Raw genomic sequence first — 19,792 nt, 5'->3', positions numbered from 1 at the left:
CTTACACCCTCCTGAGGGAGATGCGGTAGAGATTTGCGTGCTCAAGCCGGAACTGCCGCACCGATGCTTCGAGATATCGCTCGTAGACCGAGACCTTTTCGTCGCCAACGATTTCGACCGCCCCGGCCCGATTGCTGCGCAGCCTTTTCAGCCACGCTCCGCAGGTACGTGCGTAGTGCTCCCGGTGGTTCACCACCGACCGTATCTCGAACAGCTTCTCGGCGGCGTGAGCTATTTCGGCAAGCCTCGGCGGATCCGATTCAGGAAATATGTGTTGGACGATGAACAAACAATCTTGCAGCCCCAGTTCGTCCATCGGAACGTTGCCCTTGCCGATGGTCTGCAGTGCCAAACCAGCTCCGGGATTCAGACACTCGTGGCACTTTTCGAAGAATCGCCGGTACGCCGCGACTCGATCCGAGCGGCTCCAACCGAATTTCACGAAATGCTCCATGGCACCGATCGAGATGGCTGCGTCGTAGCGTTCACCCGGCAGGAAATCGGCCCAGTCCCGGAGCAGCACCTCCACCCGAGGGTTGGCTGCGGCCTTGACGTGGTGAGCCTGTGCTTCGCTGAGAGTCAGACCCGTGACGTGCTGCACGCCATGCACGTCAACGAGCCGCTGCATTCCCGAACCCCAGCCGCAGCCGATGTCCAACACACGGTCACGCCCCGATGCATCTGCCCCGGCCACGAGATAGTCGAGCTTGCGCATCTGCGCAGTCGCAAGGTCGTCGTCTTCGCCGTCCCATAACGCGCACGAGTACGTCATCGACTCGTCGAGCCACAGTGAGTAGAACTTGTTGCTTATGTCGTAATGGTGCTGGATGGACTCAGGTGATGCACCGCGCTCACTAGTGGTTGTCATTTCCTCCCCTTCACGTTGTCCCCCGCTATGCGTCGAGGCGAGCGAATTGGTTGTGCCGGTACTGCTCAACACATGCCGCACGCCGGACCTTGCCGCTCGTGGTAATTGGTATAGACCCAGGTGACACGAGAACGAGATCCGCCACGCTAAGACCATGCGAGTTCGAGATCGCCGAGGTCACTTCACGTTTGACGAGAGTGAGCGTTTCTGCCACATCCTCGACAGTCTCGCCCCGCTTCTTGACTTCGATCAACACCACCAGCTTCTCGGCGTGCGTATCCGACACCGCGATCGCCGCGCACCTACCCGCCGTGATCTCCTGGACGGTCGCCTCGATGTCATCCGGAGAGTGGTTGCGCCCGTAGACGATCAACAGATCCTTGATACGGCCCATGACGAACAGCTCGTCATCGAAAAAGAAGCCCTGATCCCCGGTCCGCAGCCACGGCCCCTCCGGCGTGCCGGCCGACGGAGCGACGAGCCTTCCCTGGAACGTGGCTTCGGTCTCGTCAGGTTTCTGCCAATAACCCAGCGCGACGTTGTCGCCGTTCACCCAGATCTCACCCGTCATTCCCGCAGGACACTCGGTCATGGTGTCGGGATCAACGATCCGAACCGTAGGTGATTGCGGCACACCGTAACTGACCAGCGGTGTGCCACCACCATTCTCACAACGCTCCGCCTTGCCGGCGGCCAGCTTCTCCGAGTCGAACCGCACGATGGCCGGCGGTTGCGCCCCTCCGCGGGTCGCCACATAGACCGTCGCTTCCGCAAGTCCGTACGAAGGTCGGATCACCGTGTCACGCAGATTGAAACTGGCAAATCGCTGTGTGAACCGCCGCAGTGTCGCCGGGTGTACCCGTTCGCTGCCAGTGGCGACGACGAGGACGTCCGAAAGGTCGAACCCGGCCATGTCCTCGTCGGATGTCTTCTTCGCCGCCAACTCGAACGCGAAATTGGGTGCCGCTGTGTACGCTTTGCTGTTGCTACCCAGCAATTGCATCCACCGGGCGGGCCGCTGCAGAAACGCGAACGGGCTCATCAGCACAGCGTGCAGACCTGTGAGAATTGGCCCGCAGACTCCCAAATACAAGCCCATGTCGTGATAGAAGGGCAGCCAAGAGACAATCGTTGTGTCAGGTGGCGGGACGTTTCCGGAGTCCGCGAAGTAATCCGCCGTGACTTGCCCGAAATTGGCCAATACATTTCTGTGCGACATCATGACGCCCGCCGGCGCACGGGTAGACCCTGATGTGTATTGCAAATACGCAGTACTCGGGCGGTCCTTGATATGCGCTCCGGACCCTGCCGGCGCGTTGAAATCGAGCAGGTCAACTGCGACGACTGTAGGTACGGCTGCTTCCGAATGCGATTTGACGTACTGCCCTACCACGTCGGCGGCTGCGGACGTGGTGAGAGCGACCGAGGGCGACGCGTCGCGCAACACCGAATCAACACGCTCATCGCTGACGCCGCCTAGCGGCACCGAAAGCGGCACTGCAATCCGGCCTGCCTGCAGTGCGCCGAGAAACGCAACGATGTAGTCAAGGCCCTGCGGTGCCAATATGACGGCACGGTCGCCGGGCGAACCGTGACGTTCGAGCTCACACGCAAGGGTCATTGTTCGTCGATACAGCTTTGACCACGTCAACGTTTCGGCAGCACCATTGAGGTCCTGCTCGTAATCAATGAAGGTGAATGCCGTGTCGTTCGGCTGCAAACTGGCGCGCTCGCGCAGCACGTCCACAAGGGTGGTCTCGATCACGCGCATCAGGTTACCGTGGTCGGTCTCATTTCACTTGCGAAAGAGACGTTTGCTGGGCACAGAACCAATTGTCGTTACCGTCAAGGCGGTGGCGGGCGGTACGAACTGCTGTTTTGCGTCAAGATCAGTCCCTCTTGCCGCCGAGCCCGCCCGCGTACGTGTTTGCCGACGACGCGCGCTCAAGCGACTGATCGCGCGTGAGGACACCAACCAGTGCTGCGCACAGGCGGGCTGCGCGCACAGCGTTACACGGTGCGAGCCAGACGCTCCGCGAGCAGTCCGGCGAACTTTGCCGGATCCTCGGGTATGTCGCCTTCGGCGAGCAGGGCTGTGCCGTACAGCAACTCGGCGGTCTCAACCAGTTCATTTAGGGAGGCGTCGTCGTCCCGCTCTTTCAACGCCAGTCGCAGTCCGGTGACGAGCGGGTGTGTCGGGTTGAGTTCGAGGATGCGTTTCGAGACCGGGACCGCCTGTCCGGACGCCCGGTACATGCGCGCGAGCGCGGGTGAAATGCCGAAGGTGGGGGTGATCAGGCAGGCCGGCGACTCGGTCAGGCGCGTGGACAGTCGCACTTCTGCGACATGTTCACTCAAATTCTCCTTCAACCAGGCGAGCAATTCGGCAAATTCCTTCTCCTTCTCCTCGCGCTCTGCCTCGCTCTTCTCTTCCTCGGAGTCGAGATCGACCTCACCCTTGGCGACCGATTGCAACGGCTTACCGTCGAACTCGGGCACCGAGCCCACCCAGATCTCATCGACCGGGTCGGTGAGCAGCAATACTTCGTAGCCCTTCGCGCGGAAAGCCTCCAGATGCGGCGACTTCAGCAGTTGGTCTCGTGACTGTCCGGTTGCGTAGAAGATCTGATCCTGACCGTCTTTCATACGCTCGATGTACTCGACGAGAGTGGTGGATTCCTCATCACTGTGCGTCGAGGCAAACGACGCAATACGCAGCAGGGTGTCCCGGTTATCAACGTCGGACATCAGGCCCTCTTTGAGCGCTGATCCGAACTGCGTCCAAAGCGTGCGGTAGTCCTCCGGGCGCTGCGACTGCAGATCTTGGATTGTCGTCAGGACCTTCTTGGTCAGCCGACGGCGGATCGCGGTGACCTGTCGATCCTGCTGCAAGATTTCGCGAGAGACGTTGAGCGACATGTCCTGGGCATCGACGACACCCTTGACGAAGCGCAGATACCTGGGCATGAGCTCGTCACAGTCGCCCATGATGAAAACGCGTCTTACGTAGAGCTGTATCCCGACCTTGGCATCGCGGCTGAACAGGTCGAACGGCGCCTGTGACGGTATGAACAGCAGTGCCTGGTATTCGAAGGTGCCCTCGGCTTTCATCGCGATCACCTCGAGCGGGTCATCCCAGGCGTGCGCGATGTGCTTGTAAAACTCCTTGTACTCCTCCTCGGAGACCTCGTCTTTCGACTTGGCCCACACCGCCTTCATCGAGTTGAGGGTCTGCGTTTCGATGGTGACGGTTTCAGGCCCGGTTTCGCCCCCCTCCTCAGTCTGCGGGGTGCGCCGTTCGACTTGCATCCGGATGGGCCATGAGATGAAGTCGGAGTACTTCTTGACCAGCTCTCGGATCTTCCACTCCACGGTGTAATCGTGTAGCTGGTCCTCGGAGTCTTCGGGCTTGAGATGCAGAGTCACAGCCGTCCCTTGCGGGGCATCCTCAACGGCTTCGATGGTGTAAGTGGCATCGCCGCTCGATACCCACCGGGTGGCCTCACTTTCGCCGGCCTTTCGAGTGAGCAGCTCGACCTTGTCAGCCACCATGAACGTCGAGTAGAAACCTATGCCGAACTGACCGATAAGCTCCTCGGAGGCCGCGGCGTTCTTGGCTTCGCGCAATTGCTGGCGCAACTGACCGGTCCCGGATTTGGCCAACGTGCCAATCAGGTCGATGACTTCGTCGTGCGTCATCCCGATGCCGTTGTCGCGCACAGTCAGCGTGCGCGCACCCTTGTCGACGTCGATCTCGATGTGCAAATCGGATGCGTCGACTACGAGGTCCTTGTTGCGCAAGGTCTCTAGTCGCAATTTGTCCAACGCATCGGAGGCGTTCGAGATCAACTCGCGTAGAAAGGAGTCCTTGTTGGAGTACACCGAGTGGATAAGCAAATCCAGTAGTTGGCGCGCCTCCGCCTGGAATTCCAACTGTTCGATGTGTGCAGTCATGTGCTTCCGTTCGATGCCAGAACCTTCAGTACGGGACAGATGATAGCGAGCGTCTACTGGCCAGCCGCCCGGAGCGTTGACTGGACGCGCCCGACGGCTCGTAAGCTCGGCTGCGGTTGCCGACTAAGGGGGTCCGACGTCCGTCTACGACCGGTCACGCAAACATCGCGAACGTCAATAACCGGGCACTTCCGCAACGACACACTCGCTTACCAGCCACGAAGTGCGCCAATGTCTTCGCTAGTGTTGCACCCAGGACGGATTGCTCGGATTTCAAGACAAAAACCATGTGTGAAATTAGCGTTGTCGATTGTGACCGCCTGCCAAGGCAAACCAATGCCATCGAGGAAGCGCATCAAGGCGCCGTCGTCGCTGTCCTGCTGACCTCATAGATGCACGGTGTCGAGCCGTGCGGCGGCCGGAGGCCACAGCAACCATTGCTATGCGGAGGGGAAATGACGTCATTCAGGACCGGGGGTAACTCGCTTTCGGCCTCAGAATCAGCCGAGGCTTCGTCCACCAAGGACACGAAAACAGTCACTCCGATTGCCGTAGTCGGCATGGCCTGCCGGCTACCCGGGGGCATCGACTCCCCGGAGCAGCTGTGGGACGCGCTGCTGCGGGGTGATGACCTGATCACCGAAATCCCGCCCGATCGCTGGGACGCCGAGGAGTACTACGACCCGGAGCCCGGGGTGCCTGGTCGATCGGTGTCGAAGTGGGGCGCTTTCCTTGATGACTTCGGGGGCTTCGATTCCGACTTCTTCGGGATCGGTGAGCGTGAGGCCACGGCGGTCGACCCGCAGCATCGTCTATTACTCGAAACGTCTTGGGAGGCAGTGGAACACGCCGGCCTCAGCCCGGCAAGCCTGGCTGGCTCGAGGACCGGCGTGTACGTGGGATTGACCCATGGCGACTACATATTGGTTGCAGCCGACGCCCACGCCCTGGAGGGGCCGTACGGCTTCCTGGGCAACAACTACAGCATGGCGTCCGGACGAATCGCCTATGCCATGGATCTGCACGGTCCGGCGATAACGGTGGATACCGCCTGCTCGTCAGGCCTCGTCACCGTGCATATGGCATGTCGCAGCCTGCACGACGACGAATGCGACGTCGCGCTCGCCGGCGGCGCCACGCTTCTGCTTGATCCGCGCAAGTCCTCCGCAGGATCGGCCGGCGGCATGCTGTCGGCGACTGGACACTGCCATGCGTTCGACGCCAACGCGGACGGGTTCGCCTCTGGGGAGGGTGCCGTAATGGTGCTCCTCAAGCGGTTGCCCGATGCGCTGCGCGATGGTGACCGGATCTTGGCCGTCGTGCGCGGTACGGCCCTGAACAACGATGGCCGTACGGTGAACATCACCACACCGTCGAAGCCTCTGCAGGTCGCTGCCTATCGCTCCGCCTTGGCCGCGTCAGGCGTGGATGCGAAAACCGTCGGCATGGTGGAAGCACACGGCACCGGCACCCCCACCGGCGATCCCATCGAATTCAGCGGCTTGGCAGAGGTTTACGGCGTCGACGGGCCGTGCGCGCTGGCGGCGTCGAAGACGAACTTCGGGCACACCCAGTCCGCCTCGGGAACTTTGGGGTTGATGAAGGCGGTTCTTGCCGTGCAGCACGGTGTTGTCCCACAGAATCTGCATTTCACCGGCTTGCCCGACGATCTCGCTCGAATCAACTCCAATCTCTTTGTGCCGCAGGAGAACACGACCTGGCCGAAGAATGGCCACGGACCCCGACGAGCCGCAGTTTCAGCCTACGGGTTCTCGGGAACCAACGCCCACGCCATCGTGGAACAAGCGCCCGGAAGCCTCACAGCGGACGCGCCCCGCAACGGGAGCGCCGGCCTGGCGACGAAGGGTCCCCAGCTGTTCCCGCTGTCGTCGACCTCTGCCGATGAACTGCGCCGAACTGCCGCACGGCTGGCTGACTGGGTGCACGCACACGAGGACGTGGCGTTGCCGGATCTGGCCTACACCCTCGCGCGCCGGCGTGGACACCGTCCAGTGCGTACGGCGCTCATTGCCGAGAACCCCGAGGAACTGATCGCAGCATTACGCGAGGTTGGCGAGGGTGACAGTCCGTATCAGGCAGCGGCCGGGCAAGACGACCGCGGCCCGGTGTGGGTGTTCTCCGGGCATGGGTCGCAGTGGGCGGGAATGGGCGCTGACCTGCTGGCCAGCGAACCGGTGTTCGCCGCGACAGTGGCCGCTATCGAGCCGCTGATCGCAGCGGAGTCGGGGTTCTCGGTGACCGAGGCGATGACTGCACCCGAGGTGGTGACCGGCGTTGACCGCGTGCAGCCGACCCTTTTCGCGATGCAGGTCGCGTTCGCCGCCACCATGAAGTCTTACGGTGTGCAGCCGGGTGCGGTGATCGGGCACTCCCTTGGGGAAACCGCCGCGGCAGTAGTCGCGGGAGCGTTGTCAGTCGAAGACGGGGTACGCGTAATTTGTCGCCGCTCGCGGCTGATGGCCCGCATCGCCGGGTCCGGAGCGATGGCGAACGTGGTATTGCCCGCTCAGCAGGTGCTCTCCGAATTGATGGCCCGCGGGATCAACGACGTCGTGATCTCCGTGGTGGCATCCCCGGAATCCACCGTGATCGGCGGAGCGCCTCAGACGGTGCGCGAACTGGTCGCCGAATGGGAGCAACGCGAGATCATGGCCCGCGAGGTGGCCATCGACGTTGCATCACATACTCCGCAGGTCGAACCCATCCTCAGCGAGCTTTCGGAGGCGCTCGCCGAGCTGGCTCCGAAGACACCAGAAGTTCCTTTCTACTCGACAAGCCTCTTCGATCCGCGTGAACGTCCGCTGTGCGATGCCAACTACTGGGTGGGCAATTTGCGGCGAACGGTTCGGTTCGCCGCGGCGGTGCAGGCCGCGATGGAAGACGGCTACCGGGTGTTCGCGGAGCTGGCACCGCATCCTCTGCTGACCCATCCGCTCGAGCAGAACGCCCGCAGCCTCGACATCACGTTGGCGGCCCTGGCCAGCACGCGCCGCGAGCAGGAACTGCCGCATGGCTTGCGTGGATTCGTGGCCGATCTGCACTGTGCTGGTGCCGCGGTGGATTTCTCCGTGCTCTATCCGAGTGGCCAGCTGGTGGATGCCCCGCTGCCGACATGGACGCACCGGCAGCTCCGGTTGAACCGCGACGGTCAGGACTCCTCCCCCACGCACGGCGGATGCACCATTTCAGTGCATCCCCTGCTGGGTCCGCACGTGCGACTGCAGGAGGAGCCGGAACGCCACGTTTGGCAAGGGAACCTCGGCACCGCCGAGCAACCTTGGCTGGCCGATCACCAGATCCGCAATGTAGCCGTGCTTCCGGGCGCTGCCTATTGCGAAATGGCGTTAGCGGCGGCGCATGCTGTGCTGGGCGAATCCTCCGAAGTACTCGACATCCGCTTCGAGCAGGCAATGTTGCTGGACGAGCAGACCACTATCGGCGCCTCCGCGTCGTTGTCGTCGCCGGGGGTCTTCGAGTTCGCCGTGGAGACGAATCAGGGCGGCGAGCAGACCCGTCATGCTGCCGCAGTTCTACAGATCGCAGAAGACGCGCAGCCACCGGCGCACGACATCCCGATACTTCTTGAGGCGCATTCGGCTCGCGAAGATGGCGACGATGTGCGCAGGCGCATGGACCAGCGTGGTGTTCAGTACGGCTCGGCGTTCGCTGGTCTCGGTGCGGTGCACACTGGTGGGGACACGGACGACACCGTGCTCGCCGAGGTCGCCCTGCCACGCGAGATCCGTTCGCAGCAGGATGCGTACGGCGTGCATCCGGCGCTGCTGGATGCTTGTTTCCAGGCCGTAGAAGCTCATCCGGACGTACAGCGTCTGGGCGAGGGTGCACTCGGGTTGCCCTTGGGTGTCCGTCGACTACGCGTATACAGCCCAGCCCGCAATGTTCGTTACTGCTATACGCGGGTGACGAAAGCCGATACTTCGGGCGTCGAGGCAAACATCGACGTGCTCGACGAGCACGGGACCATCTTGGTCACCGTGGAGGGCTTGCGGTTGGGCGCAGGCGCATCCGAAGCCGATCAGAGAGCTCGGGTGTTGGCTGAGCGCCTGCTGACCATCGAATGGCGACAACGAGAATTGCCCGAAGTGGAATACGCCGATCCGGGATCCTGGTTGCTGATCAGCACCACGGACTCCGACGCGGCTGCCGGCGCGTTGACCGACGCGCTCAAAAACCTTGGGGGGCAGTGCACCACGATGTGCTGGCCCCAGGCTGCCGATGTGAGTGAGAATACGGAACTGCTCGAAAGCCAGCTGCGCGGCGTTGCATTCACCGGCGTAGTGATCGTTGAGGGATCGAGAAGCGGGAACGGTGACGATCAGTCTCCGCTATTAGGCCGCGAGCATGTGCAGCATCTGGTGCGCATCGCGCGTCAGTTGCCCGATATCGCCGGCGAGCCACCCCGACTGTACGTCGTCACCCGTTCTGCGCAAACGGTTCTGGTCGGCGACCGGCCCAATCTCGAACAGGCTGGACTGCGTGGTCTGATGCGGGTGATCGGCACCGAGCAACCACATCTGCGCGCCACCCAGATCGATCTGGACGACCTCACCGCTGCTGAGCAGGTGGCGCAGCAACTACTCAGCGGATCCGAGGAAGACGAGACTGCGTGGCGGGACGGCCGGTGGTACGTCGCGCGGTTGACCCCAGGTGCGCTGGCCCCCGAAGAGCGTCAGACCACCGTGGTCAGTCATGAGCACGACGGGATGCGCCTACACATCCGGACCCCGGGTGATCTGGAGTCGATGGAACTTGTTGCCTGCCAGCGGATTACGCCGGGACCGGGACAGATCGAGGTCGCGGTCACCGCGTCGAGCATCAACTTTGCCGATGTGCTGGTCGCCTTCGGCCGCTACCCTGCCATCGAGGGGCGTCTGCCTCAGCTGGGCACCGATTTCGCTGGAGTGGTGACCGCGGTCGGGCCCGATGTCACCGACCACCAGGTCGGCGACCATGTCGGCGGACTGTCCGGCAACGGGTGCTGGAGCACGTTTGTGACCTGTGATGCCCGCATGGCCGTCACGCTGCCATCCGGGTTGACGGACGCCCAAGCCGCCGCGGTGACAACTGCGCACGCCACCGCTTGGTACGGCCTCAACGATCTGGCCCGAATCAGAGCCGGCGACAAGGTGCTCATCCACTCCGCCACCGGCGGGGTCGGTCAAGCAGCCATCGCGATCGCCCGTGCCGCCGGCGCGGAGATCTTCGCCACAGCCGGTAGCGAGCAACGTCGACAACTACTGCGAGACATGGGAATTCACCACGTATACGACTCACGCAGTGTCGCCTTCGCTGACGAGATTCGCCGTGACACCGACGGCTATGGCGTTGACATCGTGCTCAACTCGGTGATCGGCGCCGCGCAAGTCGCCGGGTTGAAGCTGCTGGCGTTGGGCGGGCGGTTCGTCGAAATCGGCAAGCGCGACATCTATGGCGATACCAAGCTGGGCTTGTTCCCCTTCCGTCGCAATCTCGCGTTCTACGGCGTCGACCTCGGGTTGATGTCGGTCAGCCACCCCGACCAAGTACGAGACCTGCTTAACACCGTGTACCAACTCACCGCCGACGGCGTGCTTCCGATGCCTGAGAGCACGCACTATCCACTTGCCGACGCCGCCACCGCCATTCGGGTGATGAGCGGTGCCCAGCACACCGGCAAACTGGTGCTCGATGTGCCGCACAGCGGCTCAAGCCACGTAACGGTGCCCCCTGAGCAGGTTCAGGTCTTCCGCCCCGACAGCTCCTACATCATCACCGGCGGTCTGGGCGGGCTGGGCTTGTTCCTCGCCGAGAAGATGGCCGCGGCCGGGTGCGGACGCATTGTGCTGACATCTCGCTCGCAGCCAAATCAAGCCACTCTGGAGACCATCGAGTGCATCCGGGCGATCGGCGCCGACGTAGTAGTCGAATGCGGCGACATCTCCGAGCGCGAGACGGCCGACCGGGTGGTGGCGACCGCGACGGCCACCGGGTTGCCGGTGCGCGGTGTGCTGCACGCGGCAGCGGTGATCGAGGATGCCACGCTGACAAATATCACCGACGAGCTCATCACGCGTGACTGGGCGGCCAAGGTGTTCGGTGCGTGGAACATGCACGCCGCCACCGCTGCCCAGCCACTGGACTGGTTCTGCGTGTTCTCCTCGGCGGCCGCGCTGGTCGGGTCGCCGGGGCAGGGCGCCTACGCCGCGGCCAACAGTTGGCTCGATGCGTTCACCGCGTGGCGACGGGCCCAAGGACTGCCGGGCACCGCAATCGCGTGGGGTGCGTGGGGCCAGATCGGTCGTGGTACGGCGCTTGCAGAGGGCGCCGGCATGGCCATTGCGCCCGACGAAGGCGCATACTCCTTTGAAATGCTGCTGCGCCACGACCGCGGCTACAGCGGGTATGCGCCGATCATGGGAACCCCGTGGTTGACTGCCTTCGCCCAGCACAGCCCGTTTGCTGAGGCTTTCCGCTCCCTCGGTCAAAATGCAAGCGGCACAAGCAAACTGCGTGCCGAGCTCGAAGAGTTGCCGGTCGAGGAATGGCCGGTCCGACTGCGGCGCCTGATCTCCGACCAGGTTGGTCTGATCCTGCGTCGAAATGTCGACCCGGACCGGCCGCTGTCGGAGTACGGTATGGACTCCCTGGGCGCCCTCGAACTACGCACTCGCATAGAAACGGAAACCGGAGTGCGCATCAACGCGAGCGACCTCACCAACATCGGCACAGTGCGCGGCTTAGCGGGGCTGCTGAACGAAAAGCTGTCTCCAGCGCAGGCGAGGGACGCCAGCCCCAAGGTGAATGCCTAACGGGTGAGGCGGCAGCACGATCGGCTTTGCGCCGGTGATTCTCGCGCCGTCTTACGCGGCGTCGAGGGCTTTCTGGGATTCCTGAGCGTGGGCCACATCCGCTGCGGTGTAGCGGATCAGCAACGCCACAACGCCGAGCACGATGACCACACCAGCGAGCCATAGCAGACCGTAGGTGTATCCGTGGTCCAGCGCGTCCAACTGGGCGGCGTTCATCAACTTCACCGGTCCGCTCGCACCGCCGAGGTGCACAGTACGCGACGTGATGACGGCCTGAATGACCGCGAGTACCAGCGGGCCGCCGAGGCTCTGCAGCATCACTGCAATGGCCGAGGTGGGCCCGAGCCGGTCTATTCCGACGCTGGCGATCAGCGAAAGTCCGAGCGGGACATTCATCACGCCAATAGCGATGCCGCCGAGGACGATGGGCAGCACCAGATTCGGGAAGTAATGGACGTCGCGGTTCAGCGTGGAGCCATACAGCAATGCACCAAGCATCAGAAACGTTCCGAGGACCACGACGACACGCGGCGGAAGCCATGCCACCAGCCGCGATGACACACCCATTCCCATCGCCACCGCGATCGCGAACGGAATGAAGGCGATGGCGGCGCGCAGCGGGCTGTATCCCATCAGATTCTGCACATAAACAGTGACGAGCAGGACCAAGGTGAACATCACCCCGCCGGCAAGGAACAAGGTGGCGAACGTGGCGAGCCGGTCGCGGTCGAAGAAGATGCTGAACGGCATGATGGGGTTCTCTGCGGTGCGCTCAACCACCGCGAACGCCGCGGCACCTATGACAGCAACCACGGCTGAACCGATCGTGGTGACGGACAACCAGCCGCTTTCGGCCCCCATCGAAAATCCGAACACCGCAGCGCCACAGGTCACCGTGGCCAGCACGGCGCCGGCGACATCGAGCTTCATGAGCTCCTTGTCGGTTTCCTTCAGCGTGGTACGGGCCAGGAACAGCACCAGCAGCCCGATAGGGACGGTCACCGCAAATGCGAGCCGCCATGACACCTGCGTGAGTGCCCCGCCGGCTGCCAGGCCCACCACTCCGCCGAACCCGGCCATCGCGCCCAACAGCGCCATCGCAGCGTTGCGTATGGGGCCCTTCGGGAACGTGGTCGCGACCAGCGCTACACAAGTCGGTGCCATGATCGCGGCCGCCGCGCCTTTCAGCAACTGGGCCACGATGAGAGTGCCAATATTCCAGGCGAGCGCGCTCATGGCCGAAGCGACGGTAAACAGCGCGACTCCAATTATGAAGGCCCGCTTGCGGCCAATGGTGTCACCGACGCGGCCGCCCAACAGCATCAGTCCACCGAAGGTCAATAGATTTGCGGTGATCACCCAGCTTCGCCCGGCATCCGACAGGCCGAGCTCGTCCTGAATACTGGGGAGCGCGAATATTGCGACGGGACCGTGCATCATCGCCATCAGCTGCACCCCGCCAATCGCAATGACCGCGGCGGTGTACTGGCGAACTGGCCGCCAACCGCGGAACAGCTTCCCCGTCTGGTCCGGTGTGGTCTGTTCGACGTGTATCGAGGTCGCTCGTTCGGCGCGCTCTGTTGTGGGGGGACGCGGTGCCCGCTCCCCCTCGTTGCGGGCCGCCATAGCGGGCAACCCTAGAGCAAAGGCGTTGTGCGCGTGTCCTTTCACGTCAGAGCAGTCCGCGCAGTTGCAGGTTGGTGACATATTTGATGATGACCGGCGGAGAGACGTGCGGGATGTCGTTGTCCGGGCCAATGCGTGCTTCTCGCACCGCAGCCCGGAATCGGTCGACATGTGCGACGGAGCGCTCCGGTTCTGATGGCTGCAAGTCATTCGAATCGGTTGACGGCAACAGCTGCCAGACCGTGTGTTGACGCTGTCGATCTGGCATCGCACGCAGGGCCGTCTGGAACTTCTGCCACCATTCCCCAAAGTCACCGATGCGCCGGATCGGATAGCCGGCCTCGATGAGCCAGTCGACGTACTCGTCGACTCCTATGCCGTCGTCGTGCGGATTCATCACATGGTAGGTCTGCAGTTCATCGGTCATCAGATTCCCGAGCGTCGCGATCGCTTCTGCGACGAACTCCACAGGCAGACCGTCGAAATGCGTCCGTTGTCGGTCCCCTTCGGCGTCGAGAAGGTAGAAGGAGGCGGGCGCAATCCCGGTCGCGAGCACGCTCAGCACCATCCGGGTGAACAGGTCGGACATGTTGAGCTGACCAACGTAGGTTGTGTCCGCAAGGATTATGTCGCAGCGGAACACTGCGACCGGAAGTCCGCATAGGTCATTGGCCTCGCGCAGCAGCACCTCGCCGGCCCACTTGCTATTCGCGTATCCGTTGCCATAGCTGTCGTCGATGGTGCGGGTGGCGCTGATGGCCCGAATATCAGCATCTTCGGTGAATGCCGATGGCTCGACCTGACTGCCCACGTCGGCGGTCGACACATAGCTGAAGGCCTTGAGCTTCGTGGTCAGCGCCAACCGAATCAGCTCTGCGGTGCCGACGACGTTCGGCCCGAACAGCTCGCGGTAGGGCAGCACGCCGTTGACCACCGCTGCTGAATCGACGATCAGATCGACTGTATCGGCCAGCCGGTGCCAGGTCTGCTGATCCAGACCCAGGTCAGCTTCGCCCTTATCGCCGGCGATAACCTCCAGATGATCAGCGGCCAGCTCCTGGAAGTGTGCGAGAAGGTGCGGGTCACCGCTGTCAAAAGTCTGGTCTAGGCGGCGTCGCGCAGCGTCGTCGGATTCGGCTCGCACCAGACAGACCAGCGTGCCGTCGATCGATTTCATCCGCTCCAGCCATTCCAAGGCCAGATAACGCCCAAGGAAACCCGTCGCCCCGGTCAGAAGGACCGTCCGTACCTCGCTGCTCGGACCTGGCAGCGCCGGGGCGGCGTCGAGCGTCGTCACATCGATGAATTTGTCTAGCGTGAGTTCGGCCGCGTGTACCTCTGTCGCGTGCCGGCCGTGCACGGACACGAACGCGTCTGCGCCGTCGACTTCGCTCAACGCCTGACCCAGGCGCGTCACCGAGGGCGCCTTGAGCAGCGCCTGCACCGAGAGGTCGGCGTTCAAGCTGGAGTTGACCGCGGCGATCAAGCGCATCGCCGACAGCGAATCGCCGCCGAGTTCGAAGAAGGAGTCGTCAACCCCGACCCGCTCCAATCCCAATACTTGGGCGTAGATTCCGGCCAGAATCTCCTCGATGGGCGTGCTCGGCGCGCGGTACGTATCGGCGCCCCGGTAGTCCGGTGCCGGCAGGGCGCGTGTGTCCAGCTTGCCATTGGGGGTCAGCGGCAGCGCGTCGAGTAACACCACCGCCGCGGGCACCATATAACCCGGCAGCCGCTCACCCAGTTGCGCACGGATATCGGCCGGATCGGCGGTACCGGTGACGTACCCGATCAGGCGCTTATCGCCGGGGCGGTCCTCACGCGCGATCACCACCGCCGAATCGATTCCCTCCAGCGCGCTCAACGCAGCCTGGATCTCCCCCAACTCGATGCGATACCCGCGGATCTTGACCTGCTCATCAGCACGCCCGAAATACTGCAACTGCCCATCAGCACCCCAGGCCACCAGATCCCCGGTGCGATACATCCGTTGACCGGCCACCCCGAACGGACACGCCACAAACCGCGACCCCGTCAACCCCGCCCGACGCCAATAACCCACACCCACACCAGAACCAGCCACATACAACTCACCCACCACCCCCACCGGGGCGGGACGCAACCAGCCATCCAGCACGAACAACGCCGCCCCGGCCACCGGCGACCCGATCGGCACCACATCCGCCCCCGGACTCAGCGGTGCACTGATCGCCGCATACACCGTCGCCTCCGTCGGACCGTAGGCGTTGATCATGGTGCGTCCCGGCGCCCACCGATCCACCAACTCACCCGGGCACGCCTCACCGGCCACGATCAACACCGCCGACTCCAACCCCACCGGCGAGAGCATCCCCGCCGCCGACGGCGTCTGACTCACCACATCGACTTGCTCGCCGACCAGCAGGGCGTGCAACTCTTCCGGTGAGCGCGCCACATCCTCAGGCACCACCACCAACCGGCCCCCACCCAGCAGCGCCCCAAAGATCTCGCCCACCGACACGTCAAAGCTCAACGAATGCCACTGCGACCACACCTGATTCGCACCGGTCGGCACCACCGCACCCACCCCGGCCACCAACCTCGCCACGTTGGCATGCGTGACCGCCACCCCCTTCGGGACTCCGGTGGTTCCGGACGTGTACATCACATACGCGATGTCCTCCGGCGACGGCGCCGCAAGCGCGGAGACAGGTTGGGCATCGATCGCGGGATCCTCGACATCGATCACCACCAACGTGTCGTGCCCGGCCACACGCGAGCCCAGACCCGCCGTGGTCAACACCGCGACCGGGGCGGCATCAGCGAGCATGAACTCGATCCGCGCATCGGGATGCGCCGGATCAACAGGCACATACGCCGCCCCACACTTGAGCACCCCCAGCATCGCGACGATCGCGCCAGCGGAGCGCGGCACCAACAACGCCACCCGCTGCCCCGGCCCAGCACCATGGCCAACCAGCAGATGCGCCAATCGATTCGACGCCTCATCCACCTCGCGGTACGTCCACAAGTCGCCGTCACAGCTGATCGCCACAGCCTCCGGCGTGCGCGCCACCTGCGCCGCGAACGATATTGGAACCGATACCGCAGTGGACGCCGGCCGCGTCAACACCAGCTGATGCGACCACGCCGCTAGCCGGGCACGCTCATCCTCATCGACCACACCGATCGACGACACCGGCCGCAACGGATCCCCCGCCATACCCTCCAACACCCGCGCCAACCGCTCGATCAGCGTCTCGATGCTGGCCGCATCGAACACATCGGTGTCGAATTCCACCCGCAGCCCGAGTTCATGGCCCGGGATCGCTTGCACCGCAAGCGGGTAGTGGTTGTACTCGCGAGCATTGAACTCGGCTATGGACAATTCGTGCTCGCCGGCCCCAGATTCGGTGGCGGTGTCGATCGGATAGTTCTCATAGACGAACAAGGTGTCGAATAGTTGGTGTTGACCGGCAAGGCGATTGATCTCCGGTAGCGCCAGATATTGATGCTCGAGGGTGCGGTGCTGAGCGATGTGTAGCTGCTCGAGCAGTTCGAGGGTACTGGTCGTGGCGTTGAGGGTCGCGCGCACCGGCACCGTGTTGATCAACAATCCGACCATCGACTCCGCACCGGCCAGATCGGCTGGGCGACCCGAGACCACCGCACCGAAGGCCACATCGTGCTGGCCGGTCAACGAACACAGCAGTTGCGCGAACGCGGCCTGCAGCACCGTACTGATCGTGGTGTGGTGTGCTCGCGCCAGTTCGCCCAGCGCCCTGGTGTTTTCCGTGGAGAGTTGGTGCCTGATCACGCCTCGTGCGCCAAGTGCCAGCCGATCGGAAGGACCCACCAGGGTGGGGGTCTCGAATCCGGCCAGCACCTCGCTCCAGGCCGAGCGGGCCGCGTGGAGGTCGCGATCCGCAAGCCAATTGACAAACCGGCGATAGGGGACCGCCGGGGGCAGCGGCTGACGATGGTAGCCCGCGAAGATCTCGCCGAGCAGAATCGGCATCGACCAACCATCGACCACGATGTGATGATTGGTCAACACGAACCGGTGCCGATCTACCGCGGCGCGGATCAACGCTGCGCGAAATGCCGGTTGCCCGCCCAGATCGCACACAGCCGCGCGCTCTTCGGCGCACACACTCCGGATCTGCTCTTCGAGATCGACGTCGTCAGCACTCAAATCGACGTAGCGCCAAGGGATTATCGGTTCGGCGGGGATAAGCTGAACCGGCTCGTCGAACTGTGCACAGAAGCGGGCCAACAGATGCGGATGCCGACGGACGACGTTGTCTACCGCGTCACGCAGACGGTCTGCGTCCAGCAGACCGGTGATGGTGACATCCAGCTGCACCGCATACACGTCGTCGCTGTTGTTCTGCGTGGTGCCGGCGTGAAACAGCAGCCCCTGCTGCAGCGGCGTCAGCGGCAGCACATCCGATATAGCGGACTGCTGTTCGAACTCGTCAAGCTGAGCCTGGCTCAACCTGGCCGGCACGATATCCGATGGCGTCAACCCACCCCCGCCGGCACGCACGTACGCACAGATCCCGCTCAGTACCTCAAACCACAGCCGGCTCAACCGATCTACCTGCGAGCGATCGAGCGCCGACGGAGCCCAGGTCCAGTTCGCGTGTAGCCGTGGGCCTGTATCACTGTCAGCGGTGGCCGCGTTGAGTTCCACGGTGTGGGCCAAGGCCATTGGCGCGGTCGCGGCTGCACCGGTCGTCGACAATCCCTCCGGCGAGATCCGCCAGAGGTCTTCGGAGACCTCGCCGGCGGCGGCGCCCAACCGGCCCAGATAGTTGAACCCGATCACCGGATCCGAGGCACCCATCTCGACGTGGGGGTTCAGATACCGCAATAACCCGTACGTCAGGCCGTCTGGGTGGGCGCGCAATTGTTCCTTAACGCCCTTAACCGCCGCGCCCAGCACCGGATCACCGGCGGCCACCCGCGCCCAGTCGAGCGGCCCGACCGTGAGGGCAACCGGGTATTTAGTGGTGAACCAGCCCACCGTGCGCGTCAGGTCCACATCGTCGGCCAGCTCCTCATTGCGACCGTGGCCCTCCACATCGATACAGACTGGCGCTTCTGAGGTCCCGAGGAATTCTGCGCACGCCAACCCGAAGGCGATCAACAAGACGTCGTGAATTCCGGCATGAAACGCCGCAGGCACCTCCGCGAGCAATATCCGAGTGGTCTCGGTGTCCATCTCCAAAGACAACTGCCCAGCGCTCGCATAGGTGTCCACGGCTGGTTGTACCGCCGGCAGAGCGACTGGAGTGGCGGCCACCTGCCGCCACGACTCGGCATGGCCGACAACGTCACGGGTGTGTGCGTGCTCGGCCAGCAGTGCCGACCACCGGGCAAACGAGGTTCCCGGTGATGGCAGCGTAATCGGTTGCCGGTTGTGATGTTGCACCCAAGCAATATTCAAGTCTTCCAACAGGATTCGCCACGACACTCCATCAACGGCCAGATGATGAACCATCAACAACAGCTGATGCGTCGCGCTGGCCCACAGTGCGCTGAGCATCGCCCCGGCGGCTGGGTTCAACCGCGAACGCGCAGCCGCGACCACCTCGTCATCGAGCGCCTCCACCGTGCGCAGGCATTCAAGCGCCTGCGCCGAGCCGGCTTCGGGCACATATAACGACCATTCACCGGCGGCGTCTTCGTCGACGCGAAGCCGCAACATGGCATGCCGATCCAGCAGCGCCTGCAACACCACCACCACATCGGCTTCGCTTGCCTCGGCTGGGGCCTGCAAGACCATGGTCTGGTTGAACTGATCAACCGGGCCCTGCATACCGGCCAACCAGCTCATGATCGGCGTCGGGGCCATCGCACCGATGCCCTCGTCGACGACAGTGGCTGCGCCGTCAGATATTTCGACAACCCGAGCCAGGCGGGCCACGGTCTGTTCGACGAAAAGATCGCGCGGGCGACACAACAGACCCGCGGCTCGGGCCCGGGCCACCACCTGCATCGACAAAATACTGTCTCCGCCGAGTTCGAAGAAGGAGTCGTCGATGCCGACGCGTTCGACTGCCAGGACTTGGGCGTAGATCCCGGCCAGGATGTCTTCGACCACGGTTTCAGGCGCCCGATACCGCTGGGTGCCGGCGTATTCCGGTGCCGGCAACGCCCGGGTGTCCAGCTTGCCGTTGGCCGTCACCGGCAACGCCTCGAGCACCACCACCGCAGCCGGCACCATATAGGCGGGCAACCGCTGCCCAAGATCAGCGCGCAGCACCGCCGGATCGGCAGTACCGGTCACATAACCGACCAGACGCTTATCCCCGGGGCGGTCCTCACGGGCGATCACCACCGCCTGATCCACCCCATCCAGGGCGCTCAGCGCGACTTGGATTTCCCCCAACTCGATGCGATACCCGCGGATCTTGACCTGCTCATCGGCCCGGCCCACATACCGCAACTGCCCATCCGGGCCCCAGGACACCAAATCCCCGCTGCGATACATCCGGGTTCCCACACCACCAAACGGACACGCCACAAA

At 63.5% G+C, this 19,792-nt stretch carries 6 protein-coding genes; 1 reads left to right on the top strand and 5 read right to left on the bottom strand.

The genetic code is table 11. The features are described 5' to 3' along the window. Window position 1 precedes the first annotated feature (1 nt). The 3 genes from ACIA48_RS22940 to htpG all read right to left on the bottom strand — a co-directional run bounded on the left by ACIA48_RS22940 (window position 2) and on the right by htpG (window position 4,822). Window positions 2-868 (bottom strand): class I SAM-dependent methyltransferase, encoded by an 867-nt coding sequence (locus ACIA48_RS22940; protein ID WP_396736913.1) that lies wholly within the window; start codon window positions 866-868, stop codon window positions 2-4. A gap of 25 nt (window positions 869-893) precedes the next feature. Continuing rightward, complete coding sequence (locus ACIA48_RS22935; RefSeq protein ID WP_396736910.1) at window positions 894-2,639, bottom strand: AMP-binding protein; 1,746 nt, start codon at window positions 2,637-2,639, stop codon at window positions 894-896. 239 nt (window positions 2,640-2,878) lie between these two features. After that, window positions 2,879-4,822 (bottom strand): molecular chaperone HtpG, encoded by a 1,944-nt coding sequence (gene htpG, locus ACIA48_RS22930; protein ID WP_396736908.1) that lies wholly within the window; start codon window positions 4,820-4,822, stop codon window positions 2,879-2,881. A 455-nt stretch (window positions 4,823-5,277) separates the two neighbouring features. Between htpG and pks2 the strand changes: the two genes are divergently transcribed. Then, on the top strand, window positions 5,278-11,652 hold the full coding sequence (gene pks2 / locus ACIA48_RS22925) for a sulfolipid-1 biosynthesis phthioceranic/hydroxyphthioceranic acid synthase (protein ID WP_396736906.1): 6,375 nt from the start codon (window positions 5,278-5,280) through the stop codon (window positions 11,650-11,652). A 51-nt stretch (window positions 11,653-11,703) separates the two neighbouring features. Here pks2 and ACIA48_RS22920 read toward each other — a convergent pair whose 3' ends face one another. Both ACIA48_RS22920 and ACIA48_RS22915 read right to left on the bottom strand, forming a co-directional pair. Next, the gene (locus tag ACIA48_RS22920; protein WP_396736903.1) at window positions 11,704-13,278 is read right to left on the bottom strand and encodes an MFS transporter; all 1,575 of its coding nucleotides are present in this window, start codon (window positions 13,276-13,278) and stop codon (window positions 11,704-11,706) included. Window positions 13,279-13,324: 46 nt separating this feature from the next. Beyond that, a partial coding sequence (locus ACIA48_RS22915; RefSeq protein ID WP_396736900.1) for an amino acid adenylation domain-containing protein occupies window positions 13,325-19,792 on the bottom strand: 6,468 nt, incomplete at its 5' end.

It is taken from the genome of Mycobacterium sp. NPDC051804 (assembly GCF_044452905.1).
Lineage (GTDB): Bacteria > Actinomycetota > Actinomycetes > Mycobacteriales > Mycobacteriaceae > Mycobacterium.
Note: the sequence above shows the minus strand (reverse complement) of the source record. Positions and strands in the feature narration are given on the sequence as shown.

Excerpts from the sequence above, each read along its gene's own strand:
- ACIA48_RS22940 (WP_396736913.1), bottom strand. The coding sequence starts at position 868 with ATGACAACCACTAGTGAGCGCGGTGCATCACCTGAGTCCATCCAGCAC.
- ACIA48_RS22920 (WP_396736903.1), bottom strand. The coding sequence starts at position 13,278 with ATGGCGGCCCGCAACGAGGGGGAGCGGGCACCGCGTCCCCCCACAACA.
- htpG (WP_396736908.1), bottom strand. The coding sequence starts at position 4,822 with ATGACTGCACACATCGAACAGTTGGAATTCCAGGCGGAGGCGCGCCAA.
- pks2 (WP_396736906.1), top strand. The coding sequence starts at position 5,278 with ATGACGTCATTCAGGACCGGGGGTAACTCGCTTTCGGCCTCAGAATCA.
- ACIA48_RS22935 (WP_396736910.1), bottom strand. The coding sequence starts at position 2,639 with ATGCGCGTGATCGAGACCACCCTTGTGGACGTGCTGCGCGAGCGCGCC.